This window comes from Psychrobacillus sp. FSL W7-1493, assembly GCF_038004905.1.
In the GTDB taxonomy this organism is placed as follows: Bacteria; Bacillota; Bacilli; order Bacillales_A; family Planococcaceae; genus Psychrobacillus.
On record NZ_JBBOSB010000001.1, the window covers coordinates 819,085 to 841,704 of the forward strand.

The 22,620-nt window shown below is 36.2% G+C and carries 24 protein-coding genes and 1 pseudogene; 12 read left to right on the forward strand and 13 right to left on the reverse strand.

Annotated elements, in window-relative coordinates; all coding sequences use genetic code 11:
* The first annotated feature begins 4 nt into the window (after positions 1 to 4).
* A complete protein-coding gene (gene rbsB, locus MKX96_RS04025; protein ID WP_169360417.1) occupies positions 5 to 931 on the forward strand; it encodes a ribose ABC transporter substrate-binding protein RbsB in 927 nt (308 codons plus the stop codon).
* A gap of 100 nt (positions 932 to 1,031) precedes the next feature.
* On the opposite strand, the gene MKX96_RS04030 is transcribed toward rbsB, so the two are convergent.
* From MKX96_RS04030 to MKX96_RS04040, 3 genes are all read right to left on the reverse strand, one after another.
* Positions 1,032 to 1,292: a hypothetical protein gene (locus MKX96_RS04030; RefSeq protein ID WP_298470013.1), complete on the reverse strand. Its 261-nt coding sequence runs from the start codon at positions 1,290 to 1,292 to the stop codon at positions 1,032 to 1,034.
* Between the two features lie 148 nt (positions 1,293 to 1,440).
* Entirely contained in the window at positions 1,441 to 1,635 is a 195-nt protein-coding gene (locus MKX96_RS04035) for a hypothetical protein (RefSeq protein WP_340882173.1), read from the reverse strand.
* A gap of 84 nt (positions 1,636 to 1,719) precedes the next feature.
* Positions 1,720 to 2,163, reverse strand: coding sequence for an NUDIX domain-containing protein (locus MKX96_RS04040; protein ID WP_340882175.1), 444 nt, complete (start codon positions 2,161 to 2,163; stop codon positions 1,720 to 1,722).
* 326 nt (positions 2,164 to 2,489) lie between these two features.
* On the opposite strand from MKX96_RS04040, the gene MKX96_RS04045 reads away from it, so the two are divergent.
* The gene (locus tag MKX96_RS04045) at positions 2,490 to 5,294 is read left to right on the forward strand and encodes a CHASE3 domain-containing protein (protein ID WP_340882177.1); all 2,805 of its coding nucleotides are present in this window, start codon (positions 2,490 to 2,492) and stop codon (positions 5,292 to 5,294) included.
* 12 nt (positions 5,295 to 5,306) lie between these two features.
* Positions 5,307 to 6,164: a CheR family methyltransferase gene (locus MKX96_RS04050; protein ID WP_251556486.1), complete on the forward strand. Its 858-nt coding sequence runs from the start codon at positions 5,307 to 5,309 to the stop codon at positions 6,162 to 6,164.
* 153 nt (positions 6,165 to 6,317) lie between these two features.
* On the opposite strand, the gene MKX96_RS04055 is transcribed toward MKX96_RS04050, so the two are convergent.
* Positions 6,318 to 7,454 carry a fused response regulator/phosphatase gene (locus MKX96_RS04055; RefSeq protein WP_340882180.1) on the reverse strand — a complete coding sequence of 379 codons (1,137 nt, stop codon included), beginning with the start codon at positions 7,452 to 7,454 and terminating at the stop codon, positions 6,318 to 6,320.
* A gap of 164 nt (positions 7,455 to 7,618) precedes the next feature.
* Positions 7,619 to 7,831, reverse strand: a pseudogene (locus tag MKX96_RS04060) (IS5/IS1182 family transposase); the annotation flags it as partial.
* Positions 7,832 to 8,103: 272 nt separating this feature from the next.
* Between MKX96_RS04060 and MKX96_RS04065 the strand changes: the two are divergent.
* Together MKX96_RS04065 and MKX96_RS04070 are read left to right on the forward strand one after the other, a co-directional pair.
* On the forward strand, positions 8,104 to 8,580 hold the full coding sequence (locus tag MKX96_RS04065) for an NUDIX hydrolase (protein ID WP_298469991.1): 477 nt from the start codon (positions 8,104 to 8,106) through the stop codon (positions 8,578 to 8,580).
* Positions 8,581 to 8,652: 72 nt separating this feature from the next.
* The gene (locus tag MKX96_RS04070) at positions 8,653 to 8,805 is read left to right on the forward strand and encodes a DUF1540 domain-containing protein (RefSeq protein ID WP_144541288.1); all 153 of its coding nucleotides are present in this window, start codon (positions 8,653 to 8,655) and stop codon (positions 8,803 to 8,805) included.
* A gap of 102 nt (positions 8,806 to 8,907) precedes the next feature.
* Here the strand turns inward: MKX96_RS04070 and MKX96_RS04075 are convergent, their stop codons facing one another.
* On the reverse strand, positions 8,908 to 10,362 hold the full coding sequence (locus MKX96_RS04075; RefSeq protein WP_251556492.1) for a phospholipase D family protein: 1,455 nt from the start codon (positions 10,360 to 10,362) through the stop codon (positions 8,908 to 8,910).
* Between the two features lie 203 nt (positions 10,363 to 10,565).
* Here MKX96_RS04075 and MKX96_RS04080 point away from each other — a divergent pair, with 203 nt between their 5' ends.
* Genes MKX96_RS04080 through MKX96_RS04100 form a run of 5 tightly spaced genes read left to right on the forward strand, consistent with a single transcriptional unit; the run spans position 10,566 to position 15,181 of the window.
* On the forward strand, positions 10,566 to 11,543 hold the full coding sequence (locus MKX96_RS04080; RefSeq protein ID WP_298470086.1) for an ABC transporter substrate-binding protein: 978 nt from the start codon (positions 10,566 to 10,568) through the stop codon (positions 11,541 to 11,543).
* Between the two features lie 18 nt (positions 11,544 to 11,561).
* A complete protein-coding gene (locus tag MKX96_RS04085; protein ID WP_340882185.1) occupies positions 11,562 to 12,569 on the forward strand; it encodes a FecCD family ABC transporter permease in 1,008 nt (335 codons plus the stop codon).
* Complete coding sequence (locus MKX96_RS04090) at positions 12,562 to 13,593, forward strand: FecCD family ABC transporter permease (protein WP_445678176.1); 1,032 nt, start codon at positions 12,562 to 12,564, stop codon at positions 13,591 to 13,593. The genes MKX96_RS04085 and MKX96_RS04090 overlap by 8 nt, the downstream gene beginning before the upstream one ends.
* A 10-nt stretch (positions 13,594 to 13,603) precedes the next feature.
* Complete coding sequence (locus tag MKX96_RS04095; protein WP_340882187.1) at positions 13,604 to 14,401, forward strand: ABC transporter ATP-binding protein; 798 nt, start codon at positions 13,604 to 13,606, stop codon at positions 14,399 to 14,401.
* A gap of 3 nt (positions 14,402 to 14,404) precedes the next feature.
* On the forward strand, positions 14,405 to 15,181 hold the full coding sequence (locus MKX96_RS04100; protein ID WP_340882189.1) for an alpha/beta hydrolase: 777 nt from the start codon (positions 14,405 to 14,407) through the stop codon (positions 15,179 to 15,181).
* Between the two features lie 409 nt (positions 15,182 to 15,590).
* On the opposite strand, the gene MKX96_RS04105 is transcribed toward MKX96_RS04100, so the two are convergent.
* Together MKX96_RS04105 and MKX96_RS04110 are read right to left on the reverse strand one after the other, a co-directional pair.
* Positions 15,591 to 15,908 (reverse strand): hypothetical protein, encoded by a 318-nt coding sequence (locus tag MKX96_RS04105; protein ID WP_340882191.1) that lies wholly within the window; start codon positions 15,906 to 15,908, stop codon positions 15,591 to 15,593.
* Positions 15,909 to 15,963: 55 nt separating this feature from the next.
* Positions 15,964 to 16,416 (reverse strand): hypothetical protein, encoded by a 453-nt coding sequence (locus tag MKX96_RS04110; protein ID WP_340882193.1) that lies wholly within the window; start codon positions 16,414 to 16,416, stop codon positions 15,964 to 15,966.
* A gap of 410 nt (positions 16,417 to 16,826) precedes the next feature.
* On the opposite strand from MKX96_RS04110, the gene MKX96_RS04115 reads away from it, so the two are divergent.
* Together MKX96_RS04115 and MKX96_RS04120 are read left to right on the forward strand one after the other, a co-directional pair.
* Positions 16,827 to 18,020, forward strand: a complete 1,194-nt coding sequence (locus tag MKX96_RS04115) for a CaiB/BaiF CoA transferase family protein (protein ID WP_340882196.1) — start codon at positions 16,827 to 16,829, stop codon at positions 18,018 to 18,020.
* Positions 18,021 to 18,070: 50 nt separating this feature from the next.
* Complete coding sequence (locus MKX96_RS04120) at positions 18,071 to 19,660, forward strand: long-chain-fatty-acid--CoA ligase (RefSeq protein ID WP_340882198.1); 1,590 nt, start codon at positions 18,071 to 18,073, stop codon at positions 19,658 to 19,660.
* A gap of 40 nt (positions 19,661 to 19,700) precedes the next feature.
* Here MKX96_RS04120 and MKX96_RS04125 read toward each other — a convergent pair whose 3' ends face one another.
* The 5 genes from MKX96_RS04125 to MKX96_RS04145 all read right to left on the reverse strand — a co-directional run bounded on the left by MKX96_RS04125 (position 19,701) and on the right by MKX96_RS04145 (position 22,492).
* Positions 19,701 to 20,357, reverse strand: coding sequence for a GAP family protein (locus MKX96_RS04125; RefSeq protein ID WP_340882201.1), 657 nt, complete (start codon positions 20,355 to 20,357; stop codon positions 19,701 to 19,703).
* Between the two features lie 7 nt (positions 20,358 to 20,364).
* Positions 20,365 to 21,108, reverse strand: a complete 744-nt coding sequence (locus MKX96_RS04130) for a MerR family transcriptional regulator (RefSeq protein ID WP_340882203.1) — start codon at positions 21,106 to 21,108, stop codon at positions 20,365 to 20,367.
* A 1-nt stretch (position 21,109) separates the two neighbouring features.
* The gene (locus tag MKX96_RS04135; RefSeq protein ID WP_340882206.1) at positions 21,110 to 21,256 is read right to left on the reverse strand and encodes a hypothetical protein; all 147 of its coding nucleotides are present in this window, start codon (positions 21,254 to 21,256) and stop codon (positions 21,110 to 21,112) included.
* Between the two features lie 421 nt (positions 21,257 to 21,677).
* Positions 21,678 to 21,974 carry a phospholipase gene (locus tag MKX96_RS04140; protein WP_340882208.1) on the reverse strand — a complete coding sequence of 99 codons (297 nt, stop codon included), beginning with the start codon at positions 21,972 to 21,974 and terminating at the stop codon, positions 21,678 to 21,680.
* A 140-nt stretch (positions 21,975 to 22,114) separates the two neighbouring features.
* Positions 22,115 to 22,492 carry a hypothetical protein gene (locus MKX96_RS04145; RefSeq protein ID WP_340882209.1) on the reverse strand — a complete coding sequence of 126 codons (378 nt, stop codon included), beginning with the start codon at positions 22,490 to 22,492 and terminating at the stop codon, positions 22,115 to 22,117.
* Between the last annotated feature and the right edge of the window lie 128 nt (positions 22,493 to 22,620).

Below are 22,620 nucleotides of genomic sequence, written 5' to 3' on the forward strand. Positions count from 1 at the left end.
CTTCATGAAAAAACTTTATTTTGCTTTACTGTTAATCGTATCAATGTTTCTAGCAGCATGTTCATTGGATTCACCTGGCTCTGAGAAATCTGATTCTGAAAAAGGATCTACTGGTTCAGAGGGTGATTACAAAATTGGTTTATCTGTTTCTACTTTAAACAATCCATTTTTCGTAACATTAAGTGATGGAGCAGAAGCGAAGGCTAAGGAATTGGGTGCAGCCGTAACGGTGGTCGATGCACAGGATAATGCTTCTAAACAAGCAAGTGATGTAGAGGATTTAATCCAACAAGGAGTAGATTTGATTATTATTAATCCAGTTGACTCTCAAGCGGTAGTTTCATCTGTGGAATCTGCAAATGCAGCTAATATTCCGGTAGTAACAGTTGACCGTAGCTCAGAGGGTGGAGAAATTGTAGCTCATATCGCATCAGATAACGTTGCAGGTGGAGAGCTTGCAGGTGAATACTTACTTGAATTAGTTGGAGAAGGTTCAGCTGTAGTTGAATTAGAAGGTGTTGCAGGATCTTCTGCTGCTCGTGACCGCGGAGAAGGATTTAACAATGTTGCCGATGGTAAATTAGACGTAGTAGCAAAGCAAACTGCTAACTTTAACCGTGCAGAAGGCTTAACGGTAATGGAAAACATTCTTCAAGCTAATCCAGACATCAAAGGTGTATTTGCTCACAATGATGAAATGGCACTAGGAGCTTTAGAAGCAATTGAATCTGCAGGAAAAGACATTATTGTCATCGGTTTTGATGCTACTGATGATGCTGTAAAATCTGTAGAAAATGGTAAGCTTGCTGGTACAATTGCACAAAAGCCAGAACAAATTGGTGAAAAGGCAATGGAAGCAGCTATCAAAGCATTAAAAGGAGAAGAAGTGGAAGCTTCTATCCCGGTTGACTTAGAGTTAATCAAAAAATAATATGTAAAAGACTGCATACCCACTCAAAGAAACTTGAGGCGTGTATGCAGTTTTTTTATGTATATGATAAAGGTAGATGTTGTTTTAAAAGCCTCCCTCATTAGTTAAAAATGAAGATGTAAATTATAATCAGCAAGGAAATCGCTATGATAGATTTAATCCATAATATTTTTTTACTTATACCAGCTTTCCCTTCAAGATAATTTAAGTAAATCATTGTTAAAGGAAAACCTACTAATGCAAATGAAGCATTCCCACCGACGGTTTCAACATATTTGAATAATCCTACTAAAATAACGAGAAGTCCTAGTGTACCAATAGCCATATTAAAATATAAAGTGCCTCTATCCTTTTCCTCCATTTATTTTCCCCCAGTTTTATATCTCTATTTACTTATTCTAACCTCAAAAATTATTCCTTCTCAACTTAACTGCAAGTTTAGTTGTAGAAGAATAAAGTCCTTACTCCTAATTGAAGTAAAGATACCCTGTTAGTTGAAAAGGAAGTATTTATATACTTCCCATTACGGAATAAATAAATAATAATGCCAAAGAAGTTCCCATTACATATTTGGAAACCTGTTTAAGTCTATCACTTTCATATGTCTTGGTTAACAAGTAAAAAAATCCGACTACCCAGATACCATCTAAGAAAAATTTAGAAATTATATTTCTAAACATATTAAAATAGAAAAATGCGTCCATTAATATTCCTCCCATACCTAAAATATTTTATTGCATTTAACTGAACTATATCTTGAAGGAAAGTACCCGGGAGTTTAATAAAAATCATTCATAAGTCTTTTCTCTTTTGATATGCTTAATAAAATTATCACCTGAAACAATAATATCCAAAATTCCTTCCGGATAGAATGGTCTTTCGCTTAATTGAGAAATTGTACGCCAAACAAGCTTGATACTTGGAACTTCTTTATGCAAAAGGTAATTCAGTGTATTATTACTTGAACACCAATGGATTAAGGTGAAATCATGCCTTCTCTTCCCATCATACAGAATAATACTTTCACAAATACAAGCAAGTTGGCCAATGTTCAAAGCTAAATCAAATTCTTCAATTAGCTCCCTTTTTATAGCTTCACCTGCTGTTTCGCCGAATTCTATACTTCCCCCTGGAAGACGGTAAAAACTTTCAACAAAATCACATTGCACAAGAATTTCGGTCTTATCTTCATTAACGATAATCCCTTCAGCCCTTAACAAAGGCAGATTCACATAACCAGCTCCTTAATTGTTGTATATTCACCTTCTACCTCTCTATTCAAAAACCCTTCTTCAAATAAATTGCATCTTTAGTTGAAGTGTAACATTTCAAAACAAACAATCTTATGGAAAATAAACTAGCCTTTAACGTATTCTCTTATATATAGTGCGTTGTGCTGAATAAAATTACCTAGTATCCAAGCCTATTTCCATTTCAAATCTCACATACATAAATATAGTTAATTAGTAAATAAATAATAAGGGGAAAAACTGTTATTTTATATCCATTTCATATACTATTAATAGAGTGAAAAACTATAAAAAGGTAGGAATTAAACATGGGGGATAAATTAAAGCTCGGCCTACGTTCTAAAATTACTGTCGGCTACATTATTATTATTGTATGTTTATTTGCTTCCGTTATCATATTAAACAGTCAAATTCGTTCACTCCAACAAGAGAGAAATAATTTAATAAAATATAATACTGAAGTTGAAACATTGACAAATAATGTAGAAAAATATGTTATGGATATGCAAGCTGGTCAGCGAGGGTTCATCATCACAGGTAATGAAAGTTATTTGGAGCCATACTATAAGGCTGAAGAGCAATGGCAGTTAGAGTTTGATCAGCTCTATAACTTATTAAAGGACAAGCCAAATCAGCAAGAAAAGCTAGCAGAGGTTAAAGGGACAATTGAAGTATGGATGGCAGAAGCAGGCGAACGCGCCATCGTATTTAAAAGAAATAACGATGACGAATCAATTCAGCAGTTCTATGCAAATGATCGCGGTAGAGAATATATGCAATCTATTCGAAACCAGTTCAATGAGTTTAGAGAGATTGAAAGAGACTCGGCACAAAATGATGCTCAGAAATTAGATGATCGAAATAATATGCTGACTATAGCGTTATTCGGTATTTTATTATTTGTATCAGCTATTGCGATAACGATGGCTAGTCAGATTTCTAAATCAATCGTCAAAACGGTTAAAGATGTTACGGACACTATTAAAAAGATAGCATCCGAGAACGGAGACCGTAAAGAGAGAATAGTTGTTACTACAAATGACGAGATTAGAGACTTAGCAGATGCAACAAATGAGTTATTAGATAATCTAGAAGATAGAGAATGGCTACAAACAAGTCTTGCAGAAACAGTAACGAAATATCAGGGAGTAGGATCCATTGATAAGCTTGCTCGTGTGTTTATGTCCGAGATATCTAAACTGACCAATTCTTCTTATGGAGCATTTTACGTGAGAGAGTCTAACGAGCAAGAAACACGTTTTGTGAAGAAAGCTGCTTTTGCTGATTCTAATCCAGAAAAAGAGATTGGAAGAGAAAGCTTCCGTTTAGGACAAGGATTAGTTGGACAATGTGCCCTTGAGAGCAAGGCATTTGTTTTCAATGAAATTCCAAACGATTATCGTTTCATTTCTACTGGACTTGGTGAAGTACCACCAAAAAGTATATTTATAGTTCCAATTTTGTTTGAGGGTGAAGTAATAGCAGTGCTAGAACTAGCCACTATGTCTCAGTATGACAAACTTCAGCAACAGCTTGTAACACAGATAGTCGAAACGTTTGGTTTATCTGTTAACAGTGTAATGGGCCGTATGGAAATTGTACGACTTCTAAACGAATCTAGAGCAATGACAGAAGAATTACAAGCACAATCAGAAGAACTACAAACTCAATCTGAGGAGCTTCAAACACAATCGGAAGAGCTTCAAATGCAAACAGAAGAACTAACTCAAATAAATGAACAATTAGAAGAACGAACAAAGGATGCAGAAGCTAAAACAGAAGAACTAGAAAAAATTCGTCAAGAATTAGAAGAAAAAGCAGAACAGTTAACACTTCATTCCAATTATAAATCAGAGTTTCTAGCAAATATGTCACATGAATTACGAACACCATTGAACAGTATTTTAATACTGTCAGAAATGCTTTCAGAAAACGGAAAAGAGAACTTAACTGAAGACGAGGTAGAGTTTGCGAGAGTTATTCATTCGTCTGGTGAAGATCTTCTATCCTTGATCAATGATATTTTAGATCTTTCCAAAGTAGAAGCAGGGAAGATTGACGTATTATTTGAGGAAGTTAATTTAAGCGAGCTTCCGACTCAAATGGATCATATATTCTCACCTGTTGCACAAAAGAAGAACCTAGAGTTCCATGTTACGAAGGAACAAGATGTACCGGATATTTTCTTCACAGATGAAAAACGATTCCAACAAATTATTAAAAATTTATTATCAAATGCATTTAAGTTTACTGAAAAAGGGTCCGTAGATTTATCAATCAAGCAATTGGAAGCTAAAAAACAAACTAAACAAATGCAAGAAATCAGTAAAGAATGGATTGAGATTTCCATCACTGATACTGGAATAGGTATTCCTAAAGATAAGCATGACCTAATCTTTGAATCATTCCAGCAAGCGGACGGGGCAACAGTCCGCAAATATGGAGGAACTGGTTTAGGATTATCTATTTGTAGAGAGTTTGCTAATCTCCTTGGAGGTTGGATTACTCTTCAAAGCGAGGAAGGGTTAGGTAGTACCTTTACTCTAGTTGTACCAAGTCTTCCTAATGTTCCTATTATGGAGCAGATACACTTAGGTCTAGAAGAAGTAGCTCTTACAGACCATTCTGTGGAAGAAGTCCAAGAAGTAGTGGAGGAACATCCAACATTGGAAGAGCAAGAACAGAAGATAAAAGCCCAAGAAGAAAAGCTGGAGTCTCTACCTGAGGACGCAAATGTATTCTCAAATAAAAACGTATTAATAGTAGACGATGATTACAGAAACATTTATGCACTGAAAACAGCTTTAGAAAGAAGAGGTATTAATATTCTTGTTGCGAAAGACGGCTTAGAATGCTTAGATATAGTTCAAAGTAACTCAGAAATAGATGTGGTACTCATGGATATCATGATGCCTAATATGGATGGATATGAGACAATGTCTAGAATTAGAAATGAACTATCTCTAACGGAATTACCGATTATCGCATTGACTGCAAAAGCGATGAAAAATGATAGAGATAAATGTCTAGAAGCAGGAGCTTCTGATTACATTAGTAAACCATTAAATCTAGATCAATTATTCTCAGTTCTTCGAGTTTGGTTAGCATCTTAAGGGAGTAATGATATGGACAATTATTATGAAAATGGGGAGCTCGAGGGAGTTAATATTCAGTATGAGGAAATGGAAGTAGATTTTCTTCTAGAAGCTATATATCGGTTATCAGGATTTGATTTTAGACAGTACAATAAATCTTCTATTTCACGTCGAATACACAATCGAATGAAAATAAATGGCATTTCTACAATAACGGGCTTGCTAGAAAAAGTTATCCATGAAGAGGGTTACTTAGAGCAGTTGTTGAATGACTTTTCGATTAATGTAACAGAAATGTTCCGTAATCCAAGCTTTTTTAAGGCGTTTAGAGAAGAAGTAGTTCCAATTCTAAGAGAATACCCTGAAATCCGCATATGGCATGCAGGTTGTGCAACTGGGGAAGAGGTATACTCGATGGCTATCTTATTAGAAGAAGAAGGGCTGAAGGATAAAGCAGTTATTTATGCCACTGATATGAATGAGCAAGTGTTAGAAAAGGCTAGCAAGGGGATTTTCCCAATTCAAAAGATGCAAGCATATACGAAAAACTATATGCTTGCCGGTGGGAGCAAAGCCTTTTCTGAATACTATAAGGCCGACTATCAACATGCTTACTTTCATCCATCAATTTTAGAAAATATTATCTTTGCCCAGCATAATCTAGTAACTGATCAGTCATTCAATGAATTTCATGTAATCATTTGCCGAAATGTACTCATTTACTTTAACTCTGAATTACAGGAGCAAGTGCAGGAATTGTTTTATCAAAGCTTAAGTCCCGAAGGAGTTTTAGGCTTAGGTGATAAAGAAACCTTGAAGTTTTCGCGTGTAATGGAAAACTATCAAGAATTAGTTGGTAGCGAAAGAATCTATCAACGATTTAAATAAAAAGAGGAAAACGTGAAATCAAGATATTTGATTTCACTTTTTTTTGAAGTTAAAAGATCTTATCAAATAGCTAATTTTTGTCGGTACTAAATAAAGTAACATTAAAAAAGCTTCGAAGATTTATTGTTTGTAAAATCTTCGAAGCTTCTTATTTTATTTACACTGAATCATTAAGACACACATGTCATCCGGTTGATCCTGTTGTTTTTCCTTCGGTAATAGATTATCAATTAAAGCATGAGAATGATCCCATTTTTTAGATGTTAATATTTCAATTTGCTTTTCAGACTCTATTTCATCTGGTCCCATTCCTTCTAGAACTCCATCTGTGTATAAAACAATTTGAATATCCTTTTTATAGGTAATGACTTCTTTCTTCACTTCAATTTCATCAAAGAAGCCAACTGCACAGCAGCTTTTACTTATAGGTACAACCTTTTCATCATCAATTAAAGCAAATCCAGGTGGATGCCCGGCATTGACGTATTCTATCGTTTTTTGATCCGTATCTACAACCATATAAACAGCTGTAAAATAATATGGTATGCCCACCTTTTCATTATGTATCAAAACCATATAGCGATTTAGCTCTTTAATTACAAGCTCTGGCTCTACTAATTGTTTAATGGCCTCTCTTAAAACAGAGGATATGAACATACATACTAGGGAAGCAGATATACCATGCCCCATCATATCTAGTAATATAACAGCATATCGATTGTCACTTATTTTATGCCAATAATACATATCTCCGGCTAAATTAAAGGAAGGGAGGTAGGACACTTCGATTTGAATATCATCTCTTTTTAGAGGAGGGCTTAAAAGGCTTCTTTGCACATGAGTGGCTAAATCCAATTCATACTGGATTTTGTTTTCATGCTGCTTATGCCAATCTAACTCTGCTTTTAAACGAAGGGCAACTCTAATTCTAGCTAATAGCTCTACTTTGTTGATCGGCTTCGTTATATAATCACTGCCACCGACATCCAATGCCTCTGCTAATTTCTTCTTATCCTCTAAGGCTGTTACAAAAATTATTTGGATATCCTTATATCTTTCTTGCTGTTTAATTCGTCTACAAGCTTCAAGTCCATCTATTTCAGGCATCATAATATCTAGTAAAATTAAATCTACCGAATTACAGGTTGGATTCTGCTCATTGATCTGTAAATAGTCAAATAGCTCCTGGGCTGATTTAAGAGATACTGTATCTTTATAACCAGCACTATCTAACATTTTTTCTATTACAAATAGATTGACCGTGTTGTCATCTACCAGTAAAATCGTCATCGCTTTTTCCCCCTGTAGCTAATAAAGCCAATCTAAGTTTATATAAATCTTCTTCCCTTTTTATTATACAAAAGATTATACACATGGGGTATTTAAATGACTTTAAATGACAAATATTAACACGGAGTATACATCCTCTTGGCCAGAAAGGAGAAACAAACTTATGCCAAATACGTTTCAATTTCCTTGGTTGTCTGAGTCATGGAACGGATGCTAAATGGGATGATTGTTATCTTGATCATTACTACAGGGTCTATGCTGGGTCTCCCAACGTTGATTAAAGGTCTTCAACTAATAAATAGATAAAGGAGAAATCAATTGCTGCATCTAGTTTGAGCACCAGCCGCTCTTTAGGAACCAACTGCTATGGTCAACATCTCCAACTGTTCGCGTTGTTAAATTTGATTTTTAATATATTCATTAACAGGAGCACTGTTGATTGGAGGGGAGAGCGGCGACTCCAGCGGAAATAGCGCGAGCTGAAGACCCTGCACTGAGCGTAGCGAGGGAAGCGGCTGAAGCCGTGCCCGCGGAAAGCGTCCGCTCGCAGTGGAAATCAACATACTCAAGCTATTTACTAGTTGATATAAAAAAGTTAGAATTAATAAATATTTGTAAAGTGTGGGGAAATGAAAAGTGGAGGTGCAAAATGGATTTATCATTTAAAACAGACGAGGGTAGGTTTAATTATCGTGTTGCAGGATTAATTATAAACGATGGGAAAATATTAATTATGAAGGATGAAAGGTCTCCTTATTATTACGTTCCTGGAGGAAGGGTTAGCCTACATGAAAAGAGTGAGGATGCCATTCACAGAGAAATTAAAGAAGAACTCTCGACTGAAATTTCCGTTGATCGACTGTTATGGGTGAATGAAAATTTTTTTGAAGAGGAAGTTTCCAAAGAAAGATTTCATGAAATATGTTTTTTCTATCTTCTCTCTTTAAAAAATAAAGATTTATTAAGCAAGGGCAATCCTTTTATGGAAAATGAAAATGGAAAAATTCATACATACTATTGGAAAACTTTTGATGAATTACAAAAGCTCAATGTCTATCCTTTATTTCTAAAAGAAAAGTGTTACGACTTGCCACAACAGATTACTCATTTAGTAGAGACTAAATAGCGTGTAAATCGTTTTATATAGTATGACTTTTCTCGAAAAAGTTCATGCTAGTAACGAGGAGGTGTGATACTAATGGCTAAAGATGTACTTTGTGAAGTGAACAACTGTAAATTTTGGAGACAAGGGAACAAATGTAATGCAAAAGCTATTTATGTAGTTAGTCGTAAAGGGAACCAAGCTTCCAACAGTGATGAAACAGATTGTAAAACGTTTGAACCGAAGTAACTTATCTAATGTCTATTAATACTCACCTAATCACACGTTCATAAACGTGAAAAAAAAGTACAGCTAGTGTAAGCATCACTAGCTGTACTTTTACAATGAGTATTAATAAGTTGTAATTTTGGTATAGGTTTGGAAAGCATAAATCCAACGCTGCCACCAAGTGAAATTGCTTTGATATTCATCTACCTCTACAGTATACATAGCATCCTCATTGTTCCATAATCTATGAAAATATTGCTCCATCTCTAAGGCTAATTCACTCTCATTGGGGGCAATGATTCTTACGTTACTTTCTAGGTTATAATTTTCTAAAGCACGTTCTGTATAATTTGCTGCACCGCTTGAAATCACTGTATGCTCTGGTGTTTGAATCCATATAGTCTTTGTGTGATACTGACCGATTACGGTATTATACCATCGTATATTAATCTTCTCATTCGTATCCTCCACTAGTTCTTGTACGACTGGGCGATTTGGTAGTCCAGACTTTTCTCGACCAAAGGAGTTTTCGTTCGGATCTAATATAAGATTTACTTCTACCCCTCGATTTGCAGCCTCCACTAATGTATTGACTATACTCCGTTCGGCTACAAAGAACATGCCTAGCCAAATGGTATCTCCTTTTTTAGTATCATTTATATCGTTTAGCAATGCATCCAATATTTTTTTCTCTGTTAAGTATTGGGCTTGATACTCACCTTCTGCGTTCTCCGTCTTTATTCTAGGAAGCTTAGGACCTCCAGAAAAAAGAGAAACTGCCTCTTCTGCTTCTAAAATATCATTAATGATTGGTCCATCTAACTTCAAAGCAATATTTCCGTGAAAGCCACTGGCATCGTGGGGATTAGAGGTTGTTATTATAGCGGCCTTCTCTGTTACTAAAGCCTTCCGATGGTTTGCCTTTACATTCAATAGAGTCATATAGGAAGCTATAGTCATTTTAGGCGCGTCACTTGCCATAGCATTAGCAATCCAACCTTTGCCACCAATATCGAACCATTGAAAGAAAATACGATAAATACCAGAATAAACAGGTGTAGAATCCCTTAGCTCATCTAAATCTGTATATACAATTTCAACACCCGCATCACGCATTTTTTTAAACCATTCACTTTCGTAAGATCCATACCCTCGATTAAGTGGATCGGTAATAAAAACGATTGGCATGTCAGGGTTAGCCTTCTTCTTTTTTGCGACAGTGGAGGAAAGTGTCTCTGCTATATTAGGGAAGTCCTCATCTTCATCATAATAGCCATCCATCAAAAAGAAATCTAACACCACAAATTCCTCAGCTTCTTCAATCGTTCGATATACCTCATCAAAAATATGATTTTCATGAATGGTATTTGTACCTTTTTGATCTTGTGCAAAGGTCAAATCCGTTAAAAGTTGAATGTTATTCGTCTTATGTAACTCACCTGCAAAGGAAACTCCTTGGGGAAGCGGTTTAAATGTATGCCAAGCAATAACGATTATGTAAATAAGAGCAAACACGCCTATTAAGGAGACTATAATGCGCTTTTTTTTGCTCCATGGCTTTTTAGTTTTTTTAGCCATGAGAAAACTCCTCCTATAAAACTTCTATTTTAAATATAATATTCCCATATTAGTAGTCAGCAAAACTACTAATCCATCAAATATGTACAATTATTTAATTATTATATGTTTTTAAAATCACTATTGTAATAAAGTAAAGTTTACGTTATCATGATAATGATAATCGTTATCAATTAAAAATGTAGGAGATGAAACTATTGAGTATGAAAAAGTATTGGATGTTAGGCGCGACAGCAGTGCTAGCTCTAAGTTTAGCTGCTTGTGGAGATAAGGAAAAAGGCTCTACAGAAAAAGCTGAAGTTGAAGCGGAATCAACAGAAGCTTCAGCTGATGGGTTAGATACAGAACAAACAATTACATATTTAGGGGAAGACTATGTAGTACCCTCCAAAGTAAATAATATTGTAGCAGCGAGCTTGGAGTCCATGGAAGATGCGGCTATTTTAGGTATTAAGCCAGTAGGAGTGCTTGCAATTGCAGATGCCATCCCTACCTATTTAGCGGATGAGCTAGAAGGAGCAGCACTGGTTGGAGATAAGTTTGCCCCCAATAATGAGGCAATCCTAAATTTAAATCCCGATGTTATTTTAGGTTCTTCCAAGCATGGAAAAGAAGTTGTTACAGCATTAAATAAAATTCAAACGATGATTCCTTATTCGCATGTATCTACGAACTGGAAAGAAAATCTTACTCTCTTAGGACAATTAGGCGATAAAGAAGCAGAGGCAGAAAAAATTATCACAGACTATGAGGAAAAAGCTGGACAAGCTAAAGCTGAATTAGGTGAAGCATTGAAGGATAAGGAAGCACTTGTATTACGTATACGCAAAGGAAGTATTAATGCTTATCCTGAATCTATTTACTTTAACCCAGTTCTTTATAATGATTTAGGACTGAAGGTTCCAGATGTAGTTGCAAAAGCAGAGGCGCAATCAGAATTATCTCTTGAGGCTTTAGCTGAATCGAACCCAGATTACATTTTTCTTCAATTCGAAACTAGTGAAAATACAGATAATGCAGCAGCTTTAGATGAGCTTTTAGCCAATCCGATTTTCGGTAGCATAGAAGCAGCGAAAAATGAACAGGTGTTTGTAAACGTAGTAGACCCTTTAGCGCAAGGTGGTACTGCTTGGTCTAAAGTGAAATTCTTAGATGCAGCGATAGAGAATTTATCGAAGTAAAGTTAGGTGCGATGAATTATGAAAAACAAAAATACGTTAGCTGTCATCATTTTAATAGTTTCTCCACTGTTCATCGTACTAGCAATAGCTTTATCTATTTTATATGGTGCTAAAGATATTAGTCTATTAACAGTTTGGCAGGCGATTACGCAATTCGATGGAAATAATGTGGACCATAACATTATTATGACATCACGATTACCACGCGTAATCGCTGCTTTATTGGTTGGAGCTTTTCTAGCTGTTGCTGGGGCAATTATGCAAGGGATTACACAAAATTATTTGGCATCTCCTTCTATAATGGGAGTAAACGATGGATCGGCATTTGTTATTACAATAGCAATGGTCTTTTTCCCGGGGCTTCCTAACTATCAAATGATTATTCTTTCGATGATTGGCTCTGCTATTGGTGCAGGTCTTGTCTTTGGTTTTGGCTCCTTGATAAAGGGTGGTTTATCACCTGTTCGATTGGCCATTATTGGAACAGTCATTGGAACATTTTTAAGCAGTATATCTTCTGCTATTGCGATGTACTTTCAAGTGTCTCAAAGCGTTAGTGTTTGGTATAACGCAAAATTACATATAGTAAATCCTGATATGCTATGGCTGTCCATTCCTTTTGGTCTAATCGGGTTAATGCTAGCATTAGGGATTTCGAAGTCAATTACCATTGCCTCGTTAGGTGATGACATTGCAGTAGGTTTAGGGCAACGAACAAAAATGGTCAAAATCATTAGTATTCTTGCGGTAGTTTGCCTGACTGGTACGGCAGTTGCCTTAGTAGGAAAGATAGGGTTTGTTGGATTAATAATTCCTCATATTACTCGATTTCTTGTAGGGGTTGACTACAGAGTTCTAATTCCATGCTCTGCAGCAATCGGAGCGTTGTTTTTAGCTTTTTGTGATGTAATTAGTCGCTTTATCAACTTTCCATTTGAGACTCCCGTTGGTGTAGTAACGGCTATTATTGGTGTTCCTTTCTTCCTTTATCTAATTCGGACGAGAGGGGGAGGACAGCGTGCATAAAGGTCCGTTTATACGTTTCATCACGATGCTGTCTATCTTTGCTGGGTTGACTCTTATCGCTTTCTATTTTCACATTACTAATGGAATCTTTGATATGACGATCCTAGAGGTTCTCAAAACTTTTTTACGAATTGATCCAAATGATAAACACGATTTGGTTATATTTGCGTTTAGATTACCAAGGATTGTCATTGCAGCCTTAGTAGGAATCGGTCTTGGGATTGCAGGAACTGTTATACAAGGAGTGACAAGGAACGGCTTGGCGGATCCTGGTATTTTAGGTATAAATGCAGGTGCAGGAGCTTCTATTGTGATTTTTATGTTCTTTTTTCAAATGACTGCTACCAATATTGCGGGAGATGGCTGGTATACGATTTTTCTAATGCCACTCTTTGGGTTTGTTGGAGGTGCGCTTGCAGCTTCAATTATTTTTATCTTTTCTTGGAAAAATGGAGTATTGGATATGCAAAGGTTGATCCTCACGGGTATTGCAATAGGTAGTGGCTTCGGAGCCTTATCCTTATATGTATCACTTAAGATGAATGCAAGTGACTATGAGATGGCTGCAGTTTGGATTTCCGGGAGTATTTATAATGCTAACTGGGCTTTCGTTTTATCCATTCTGCCTTGGGTTGTTATTCTTAGCTACGTAATCTACCTGAAAAGTCATTTGCTAGATTATCTTCAGTTGGAGGATGCCAATGTGAAGAGTCTAGGAATTTCAGTGGAAAAAGAGAAATCTATTCTATTATTATGTAGTATAGGACTTGTCAGTGCCTGTGTATCGGTGTCCGGTGGGATTGGATTCATCGGACTGATGGCACCTCATATTGCTAAAAGGTTGGTTGGCATCAAGCATAGATTTGTTGTTCCGATGAGTGGTGCAATTGGAATGTTTTTATTAGTCATCTCTGATTACATTGCTAAGACGGTTTTTGAGCCTTCCGAGCTGCCAGTAGGAATTGTCGTTGCAATCATTGGAATTCCCTACTTTTTATATTTATTAGTCAAAACAAAAGCATAGGAGGGTACCTATGATAGAGAGTATATTACGAGTTGAGGAGCTTAGCTCTGGTTATGAAAAACAAACCGTGTTCACTAATTTAAATACATCCATTAAAAAGGGAAAAATAACAACTATTATTGGTCCCAATGGCTGTGGAAAGTCAACCTTATTAAAAACGATTGGACGTATTATTCATCAAAAGAACGGAAAGGTTTTTTTACAGGAAGAAGACATGATGTCTATGCCTACAAAGGCTATTGCGAAAAGGCTTGCTATGCTTTCGCAAAGCCCTGTAGCTCCTGCTCAATTGAAGGTAGATGAGTTAATCTCCTATGGAAGGTTTCCACACCGAAAAAACATTGGAACACTATCAAAAAAAGATATTGAAGTAATTGAATGGACAATGACTGTCACTAAAACAATCGAATACCGCAATAGGGAAATTAATCAGCTATCAGGTGGTCAGCGTCAAAAGGTATGGCTTGCGATGGCACTAGCACAGGAAACAGAAATTCTCCTGCTCGATGAACCAACAACATACCTAGATATGGCCCATCAGCTAGAGATGTTGAAAATTGTGGAGCAGCTAAATAAGGAGCATCAATGTACAGTAGTGATGGTATTGCATGATATTAACCATGCTGCTCGCTTTTCGGATGAGCTTATTGCAATGAGAGGCGGAGAGATTATTACAACGGGTACTCCTAAGGAAATATTAACAAAGGAAGTTATGAAAAACGTGTTCCAAATAGATGCAAAGATAATGTTCGATGAGGAAACAGAGGCACCCGTTTGCTATGGATATGAAACTTTAGAGGAGGTTTAATAGATGGATAAAGTACTGTTAGAGAATACAGAGCATTTTCAAATCGATTCCAAGTACACAAACTATTTGTATGATATAAAGGTTTCTATCCCAAATGTGGAACCTCCTAAGGAAGGCTTTCCTGTCTACTATATGCTAGATGGAAACTGGTATTTCCAGCTTGCAAGAGATGTAGTAAAGCTGCAATCTAAAAATTCCCTTAAAACACTTATTTCTCCTTCCATTGTGGTTGGGATTGGACATTCTGGTAGGGAAGAGGATGCTCGCAAAAGAAGATTTTTAGATTTTACTCCCAAGGCAGAAGCATATATCTATCCAAAACGTTTGCAGGGGAAGGACTTAGGAGAGCATGGCGGATCAGAGGAATTCCTAGCGTTTTTAAAGGATGAGCTAATGCCGGATGTACATAAGCGTTATCCTGTTAACCAACAGAATCAGGCACTTTTTGGTCACTCCTTAAGTGGCCTTTTTGTTCTGTGGACATTATTTAAACAACCAGCCCTATTTTCCTGCTACCTATCAATAAGCCCTTCTGTATGGTGGAATGAATACGAGCTATATAAGGAAGCAGAAAATTTTGTTCGTTTACAAACCAATCTTCAATATAAAAAACTGTTTATATCAGCCGGTAGCAAAGAAGGCTTTATGTGTGAGGATGCAAAACAACTATATACGGTATTACATGAAAGTATAGAAACGGAACTATATATAGCTCAGGATGAAAACCATGCCTCAGTGGTGCCTACGGTTTTGAGTAGGGCATTGCGCTATTTACACTAAACTCTAAAAGGGAAGTGGGTGCCATAGCCACTTCCCTCATTAGTGAAGAGCGTATATTTAATAAAATAAGCTTTGTTGAAGTTATTGGTTGATTTTGACTCACAATTCTTTTTTATAGTGACTGTAAACATAAACAAAGGAACTTTCAAATGGCTAGTAAGAACATAAAAAGATGATGAAATTGGGGTTGGTGACAGTTTTTTAGCTTTGATTATGCGAGTAAACTTATTAGCGCTTTATCGATAAAGGAAAGCCATTCCCATTTATTGATTGGAGCACCAGATGGCGACTCCTACGGAAATCAATTCTACTCTCTGATTTATAGATTTCTTTGCATCATAAATCAACCCTACTCTTTAACATAGCCTAAAAACAAAAAAAGCTTGGAAAAGTATCTCCTAGCTCATGGTTATTCTTTGACTATATTTATATCAAATTTCATATGATCTACATCCCAAACATCTTCATCAGTATTAGAAAAGACAGTTACAACGACATTTTGACCAATATTATACCTCTTCACATCAACAACAGGTATTACGTATACATTTCCTCCTCGTATGCCCTTATTAATGTTGTTGTGTTCTTTAATAACTAATATCTCTTCTTGAGCGTCTAACTCCTCGACTGTTCCGGAGAAAGTAAAACTTTCTTGGTAATCATCAGCACAACCAGCCAAAAACAAACAAATCAATGATATAAAACTTATTGTAATTTTAATTTTCAACACAAACGCTCCCTCGTAAGATTCATCATATGTAAAGATTCAGAGAGACTATTGACTAAGTTTCCTTCATTCGTTCTAAAATTTGGTAATCTTTAGTTTTTTTGATTGATATAGAATTTTGATTTGCAAAATCGAGTAAATCTAAGAATACGTTGTTAGGCTCGAAGTTAAAAACACGAATATTGATGCCCTTATTAATTTGTATAATAGCACCTTTAGTAGACCAACCAAAACGGACAAATTTAATATTTGTTATTCGGTAGGGGTGTATTACTCGTTTATAAAGTGGCCTTTCGATGAAAAGGAATTGATACGTCAGATAACCATCCTTTATTTCCAGTTTATATTGAATAAAAAATGAAAACAGTGAAAATAAAAGAATAATAATATGAAAATATAACAATCCTTTGGAAAAATTATTACCTATAATGTTTGAAAGTAATAAAACCACCGTCATTACAAATAAAAAAACCATAATTCCTCGCTGGACTTTTGCATTGTATGCCAACTTTTCCCCTCCTTGTTGTTTAACTTGTAATTCGTGTGTCTAAACCGGCTCTTGGATGATTTTATAAGTTTTAATTAATTTATGATTTCATATTTTTAAAAAAAACTAGCAAATTTTAGAAGGGGATTTGTGGAATACAGTAGAATTGACTTCACTCTGGCGGATGCTTTTTAAAACGGCATCATATTGATTGTAGGAGCTGTTTTATTATAAACTGCTATTTATTCATTCATTTGACTTATTTAAGTTAATTTTAACATAAATATCCATTTTATTTAAAAATAATTTAATTATTTGTAAGTTGGTTATCTACACTTTAATTAGTAAGACTATTGAAAATATTTAAATTAATCTTTACAATTAAATTTGTAAGTGCTTTCACCAAATTAGTTTAATAGAGAGGTGAGACAATGGGAATATTAAATGGATTAAAGATTTTAGATTTCTCCACTCTTCTGCCGGGACCCTTTGCCACGATGATGTTAGCTGACATGGGAGCAGATGTCATTAAGATTGAGAATCCAAATCGAGAGGATTTTTTAAAGCATATTGAGCCAAAGGATGGTGAGGTTTCTGCAACATTTGCTCATCTTAACCGCTCTAAGCGATCGCTAGTTTTAGATCTAAAACTAGCAAAATCGAAGGATATTATCTATAGGCTAATAGAGGAATATGACATTGTCATTGAGCAGTTTCGGCCCGGTGTTATGGATAAGCTCGGGATTGGCTATGAAAAGTTAAAGGAAATAAACCCTAAGATCATTTTCTGTTCCATTACAGGATATGGCCAAACTGGTCCTCTTCGAAATAGAGCAGGACACGATATCAACTATTTATCTATAGCTGGAGTAGCTAGCTATTCCAGACGGAAAAATCAGCTTCCTGTTCCAACGGGCATCCAAGTGGCTGATCTTGCTGGGGGGTCTATGCCAGCTGTCATTGGAATCCTTGCAGCTGTTTATAATCGACATAGTACTGGAGAAGGACAGCATATTGATGTAAGCCTAACAGATGTTGCTTTTTCTTTGAACGCTATGTATGGACCGAACTTTCTAGTTGGCGGGGAAAATCCGAAGGAAGAGGAAATGCTGCTAAATGGCGGGACCTTTTATGATTATTATGAGACAAAAGATGGTCGACATTTTTCAGTCGGAAGTTTGGAGCCGAAGTTTCAGCAAAAACTTTGTGAGCTATTAGGAGATAGGAATCTTATAAAGCTTAGTAACAGCAATAGTAAGGAAGACCAGCAGGCATTCAAAGAAATCTTGACAAAGGAATTTAAGGCAAAAAGCTTTGAAGAATGGCTTGGAATTCTTGGAGATAATTTTGATGGCTGTGTAGAGCCAGTGTTAAATATTAGCGAAGCCGTTAATCACCCTCAAATACAGGCTAGAAATATGGTGACCACTGTGCCGAAAAGTGAAGGAGGAGAGCAAAAGCAAATTGCTTTCCCTATAAAATTTTCAGCAAGTAGGCCAGAGTACCGCTTTGCAGGTGTTTCAACAGGTAAGCATACTCCGGAAATCTTGAAGAGTTTAGGAATGGACTTGCCAGAGATTCAGTCCCTTGCCGAAAACGGTGTTTTTGGAGAAATCAAAGCATAAGAATGAATCTACTCAAATAAAATAAAAGCAAAGAAAAGGAGCTGGTAATTATGTTCTCGCCGTTAACGCCGTTAGATTGGAAACGAAGAGCAGTTAAGTATTATCCGGAAAAAGTAGCTGTAATTGATGGAGAAAAGGAATTTACATATAAGCAATTTTCACAACGTGCTGACCAGCTATCTTATTCTTTATATAAAGCAGGTATTCGAAAAGGGGATCATGTAGCAGTAATGCTTCCGAATACTCATTATATGCTGGAGTGCTTTTATGGGATCTGTCAGCTGGGAGCGGTAATGGTACCATTAAATTACCGTCTTAATGCGGAAGATATTGAGTATATTATCAAGCATAGCGACTCTAAGATGTTGATAGTAGATGCAGAGTTTACAGGCCCGATTGAGAAGATAGAGGAAAATCTACCTTTTGACCAAATCGTAGTAGTGGCTGTTGAAGGACATAGTCATACATTGAAAGCAAAGGATTATGAGGACTTTATCACAGCAGGGACAGAGGCATTAAAATTCCCGGAGATAGATGAAAATCAGTTGCTTACCTTAAACTATACAAGTGGAACTACCTCTAAGCCAAAAGGGGTTATGCTGACACATAGAGGAAATTATTTGAACGCAGCAAACTTTATGTATCATTTAAATGTAAATCATGATGATGTGTATCTTCATACTTTACCTATGTTTCATGCAAATGGCTGGGGAGGAGTCTGGGCACTCACAGCAGTAGGGGCTACCCATATTTGTTTACGAAAAGTAGATCCTCCGTTAATACTAGATTTATTTGAAAAGCATAAAATATCTTTATTATGCGGGGCTCCAACCGTTGTTAATATGCTTGTTAATGAACCGAAGGCAAAAGATGTGAAAATCACAACTAATCCGCGTATGGCTACTGCAGGGGCTCCGCCTGCCGCGGCCTTAATCGCAAAAGCGCAATCAATCCTTGGACTTAATATGATGCATGTATACGGTCTAACGGAAACATCTCCATTCATTCTATATTGCGAATGGAAAAAAAGATTTAATGATCTAACTGTAGATGAACAATCTACTATTAAGGCGAGACAAGGAATCGAGTTAGCGTTTAATGGAGAAACAAAGGTCGTTAATCAGGAGGATGGCAAGGAGGTTGAATGGAACGGTAAGGAGCTAGGAGAAATTATTACACGTGGCAACGTAGTAATGGAAGGATATTATAAGGACCCGGAAAAAACTGCGGAAGCGATTAAAGATGGTTGGTTTTATACAGGAGATTTAGCAGTTACCTATCCAGATGGATATATTGAGATTCAAGATCGTATTAAAGATATGATCATTTCAGGAGGAGAGAATATCTCTTCGACTGAAATAGAGGGTGTGCTTTATAAGCATCCAGATATATTAGAAGTAGCTGTCATTGCGGTACCTGATGAAAAGTGGGGTGAGGTACCAAAGGCAGTTGTCGTACTTCAGCCGGAAAGTAGCATTACAGAACAAGAGCTAATTGATTATTGTCGCTCTAAAATGGCTCACTTTAAAGCTCCAAAAGCATTTGATTTTGTAGAGTCACTTCCTAAAACCGCTACTGGTAAGCTACAAAAATTCCGTCTAAGAGAAATGTATTGGAACGGACCGAAGAAAGTAAATTAATGAAAAAAGATCCCATTGCTTGATAGCGTTGGGGTCTTTTTTAAAGATAGTCTAAGCTTATGAATACCAAAAGTAATCCAACAATACATACCACCCAAGAAAGAGCAGATTCTTTACTGTTTGCTAACCTATTGTTAAGTTTTTGAAGAAGGGGATTTAGCAAGCGACTGAATAGCTTATAAAAGATCATTAATAATAGACTGGGCAGCACCATAATTAGATTGTACAAGATAAGTATAGGTATCCACTCAAATAGGTTCAGGTTAGACGTACTCATTAGACCGATAGCAGCAAAGTAAGGGAGGGCTGTACTTCCTTCTATTAGGAACGTAATAACCCCTAAAAATATCATAGAGGAACTATTAATAATGCTCGGTAAAGAAGTGACGGCAGCTTTCCTCTTAGGCATATAAAAGCTTAGGATAAATAAAATAATTCCTGTTAAAAAGATTGTCCAGCTAATAACTCGGTTCTGGAAGAGCCCTTGGAGAAAGCTGATTGATAAGGAAATGCCAAGCAGAAGAGCTGAGCCAAAAAGGAAATATAAAATAGCTACAGTCATCAGGTACACTATTAAAAGTCTATATAACTTTCTCTGTTCTCTTAGTAACAAATAGAGAGTTATGCCAATTACGGTTGGGCTAAGTGTATCTATAAGTGCCAATCCAATAATGATTAGTAAAATTTCAACATTCATAAAGGCTCTATTCCTTTCTAGCTAGATAGATGGAATAGGCACGTGACATAAATTCAAGCAACTCTTTTTCCAGAGGATAGAGTCCTAGTTTTTCAGATTCTGTTTTGGATTGTCTTAGTTCCCAAAGCTTATCGAGAAAGTCGTTTTGTTGCCCGTATTCTCTTATTCGTTTCTCTTCCATCTGTAGAATGATATGTTGTACTCTAGGAGAATGAGGATCCTCTGACATAGATTCCTTTAATAGTCCTACCAAGCTGATCCATTCGAGAGATGCTATTTCATTACTTGCCATATGGGGCAGTTGATTCCATTTCTTTAAATCGGCTTGGGAAAAAATTGCTTCTCTGTACAGCTTATGTTTCTCTTTGTCCTCTGCTGCTAGTTGCATTAGATTTTTTAATACAACTTCGCTATCTCCTATTTCTATGTCAAAAGCATTAATCATTTCTCGCAAGGACTGCTCGATCTTTTGTAATTTTTCCTGCTCTTCTACGACATAATCCAGCTGTTCTTTTAAGCTAGTAGACCAGCTCCATTCGCTAGAGGAAAGCATTTGTTTGATTTCCTCTAGTGTCAAACCTGTTTTTTTTAGAAATTGTATTTGTAAGAGCCTTTGTAGGTTTTCCTCATTATATAAGCGATGTCCACCCTCTGTCTTGGAAGCGGGACTAAGCAAGTTTATTTTATCGTAATACCGTAACGTTCTTACGGTGACTCCGGTCAATTCAGCAACTTTATTTATATGAAGCAATTCATCCTTCCTCCCTTTTGGTAAAGTATTGTAGAACATAGCCGACTCCTAATCCTATCAAGACTCCTGGAAATGCAGCATCGAAAATTAAACCAACACCTGCTCCTATAATAACGCAACCGTAAAGAATAATATCCCCTTGTTTCATTCTAACTCATTCCTCCCTTTTCTCGATTATATAAAATGACGTAACGTCAGCTTCAAGTGTTTTAATCAAAAACTCAGCTTTATTAAAAGTATTGGTTGATTCTTATTTTTAGTGACTGAATACATGAAAAAAGTGGCATGCTACGGGATGCGGAAGAAGGTAGGACATCACAACGACGCGCATAAGCGATTGGCGATGGCTTATTTCACAGACTGAGGAAAGCATATCCGGCTGGTGTGGAAATCAATTCTACTTTCTGATTTAAAAAATTCTTAGAGTCCAAAACTAAATGGAGATAACTCTTAAGACGAGAGAAAAGAGGGAGTTGAATGAAAGATATTGAGTAAATAATAGCGTAATGATAAAGCTTCACACTAAAAAAACTACCCCCATTGAGTGGTAGTTTTTTAGATGTATCTAATTAATATAATTTATGTCGAGGGGATCTGCAGTTAATATTGCTTCGGACGCGCATATAATTGTGTATTAAACGGGCATGTCTTCCCAACTCAGTATGGGGATTAACGAGGGGGCTAAGTCTTTTCAAGAATTCATGGTCACAGTCACATTTACCTCTTCCACTTTCATAACAAAGATCATGCATCATACAGGCAGCATCTACTTCGTTGACGGGCGCCCCTGGTCCACTACATCCTGGTCCACACCAATTATAACCTGGAAGACAAAAGCCACGTTTTCTCTTTCTTCTTTGTTGCAAACAAACACCCCCTTAATCTTTATGTATTAAGATATTCTTGAATGTAAATACGAATAAATACAAGCACCTAGCTGTCCAATTTTTATTTTTAAGACCATCAAAAAAGCAGTCTAAAAATAGACTGCTAAGTTAAAGAAAGTTTAAGTTAAATAAAGAATTCTTTTGAATAATGCATATTGAATAATTCGATCTGCAGACTTATTTGTAACGGTTTGAAAGAGATTAATGTTACCTTCTTTTAAGCTTAAGATAATGCCCTCCAATAAGTCTTCTAAAGTCATTGAACATAAGGAATAGTTTCTTTTGTCAGTCAACCTAAGTGTTTCTCCTTGAAGCAGTAGTTCAGTTGCCCATTCGTCTTGATAGATTCCCGAGGGTTTTTTGCTCCAGTTAGACTGCTCTTCCTGATGTATGGCCCATCTCTCATCCTCTAATATCGTGCTCATTATAGTTTCAATATTCTCTTCGGTAATAGAAATTGTTGCTTGTATTTCTTTATTGCTCGATTGTTGATTCATTTCCCCATCCCCTTACTTTGTTGTTCCGTACTAGTTAAATTTACTATTAATTCATAGAAAATAGAATAATCCAATTAGTGGTAACATAAAGGGAGTAGCGGATTATCTTTATCATTTAGCGTGCAAAG

Coding starts and splice junctions, on each gene's coding strand:
- MKX96_RS04095 (WP_340882187.1), top strand. CDS start 13,604: ATGATAGAGAGTATATTACGAGTTGAGGAGCTTAGCTCTGGTTATGAA.
- MKX96_RS04070 (WP_144541288.1), top strand. CDS start 8,653: ATGGCTAAAGATGTACTTTGTGAAGTGAACAACTGTAAATTTTGGAGA.
- MKX96_RS04030 (WP_298470013.1), bottom strand. CDS start 1,292: ATGGAGGAAAAGGATAGAGGCACTTTATATTTTAATATGGCTATTGGT.
- MKX96_RS04080 (WP_298470086.1), top strand. CDS start 10,566: ATGAAAAAGTATTGGATGTTAGGCGCGACAGCAGTGCTAGCTCTAAGT.
- MKX96_RS04135 (WP_340882206.1), bottom strand. CDS start 21,256: ATGAAACAAGGGGATATTATTCTTTACGGTTGCGTTATTATAGGAGCA.
- MKX96_RS04075 (WP_251556492.1), bottom strand. CDS start 10,362: ATGGCTAAAAAAACTAAAAAGCCATGGAGCAAAAAAAAGCGCATTATA.
- MKX96_RS04125 (WP_340882201.1), bottom strand. CDS start 20,357: ATGAATGTTGAAATTTTACTAATCATTATTGGATTGGCACTTATAGAT.
- MKX96_RS04055 (WP_340882180.1), bottom strand. CDS start 7,454: ATGACGATTTTACTGGTAGATGACAACACGGTCAATCTATTTGTAATA.
- MKX96_RS04115 (WP_340882196.1), top strand. CDS start 16,827: ATGGGAATATTAAATGGATTAAAGATTTTAGATTTCTCCACTCTTCTG.
- MKX96_RS04050 (WP_251556486.1), top strand. CDS start 5,307: ATGGACAATTATTATGAAAATGGGGAGCTCGAGGGAGTTAATATTCAG.
- MKX96_RS04085 (WP_340882185.1), top strand. CDS start 11,562: ATGAAAAACAAAAATACGTTAGCTGTCATCATTTTAATAGTTTCTCCA.
- MKX96_RS04145 (WP_340882209.1), bottom strand. CDS start 22,492: ATGAATCAACAATCGAGCAATAAAGAAATACAAGCAACAATTTCTATT.
- MKX96_RS04035 (WP_340882173.1), bottom strand. CDS start 1,635: ATGGACGCATTTTTCTATTTTAATATGTTTAGAAATATAATTTCTAAA.
- MKX96_RS04065 (WP_298469991.1), top strand. CDS start 8,104: ATGGATTTATCATTTAAAACAGACGAGGGTAGGTTTAATTATCGTGTT.
- MKX96_RS04120 (WP_340882198.1), top strand. CDS start 18,071: ATGTTCTCGCCGTTAACGCCGTTAGATTGGAAACGAAGAGCAGTTAAG.
- MKX96_RS04100 (WP_340882189.1), top strand. CDS start 14,405: ATGGATAAAGTACTGTTAGAGAATACAGAGCATTTTCAAATCGATTCC.
- MKX96_RS04045 (WP_340882177.1), top strand. CDS start 2,490: ATGGGGGATAAATTAAAGCTCGGCCTACGTTCTAAAATTACTGTCGGC.
- rbsB (WP_169360417.1), top strand. CDS start 5: ATGAAAAAACTTTATTTTGCTTTACTGTTAATCGTATCAATGTTTCTA.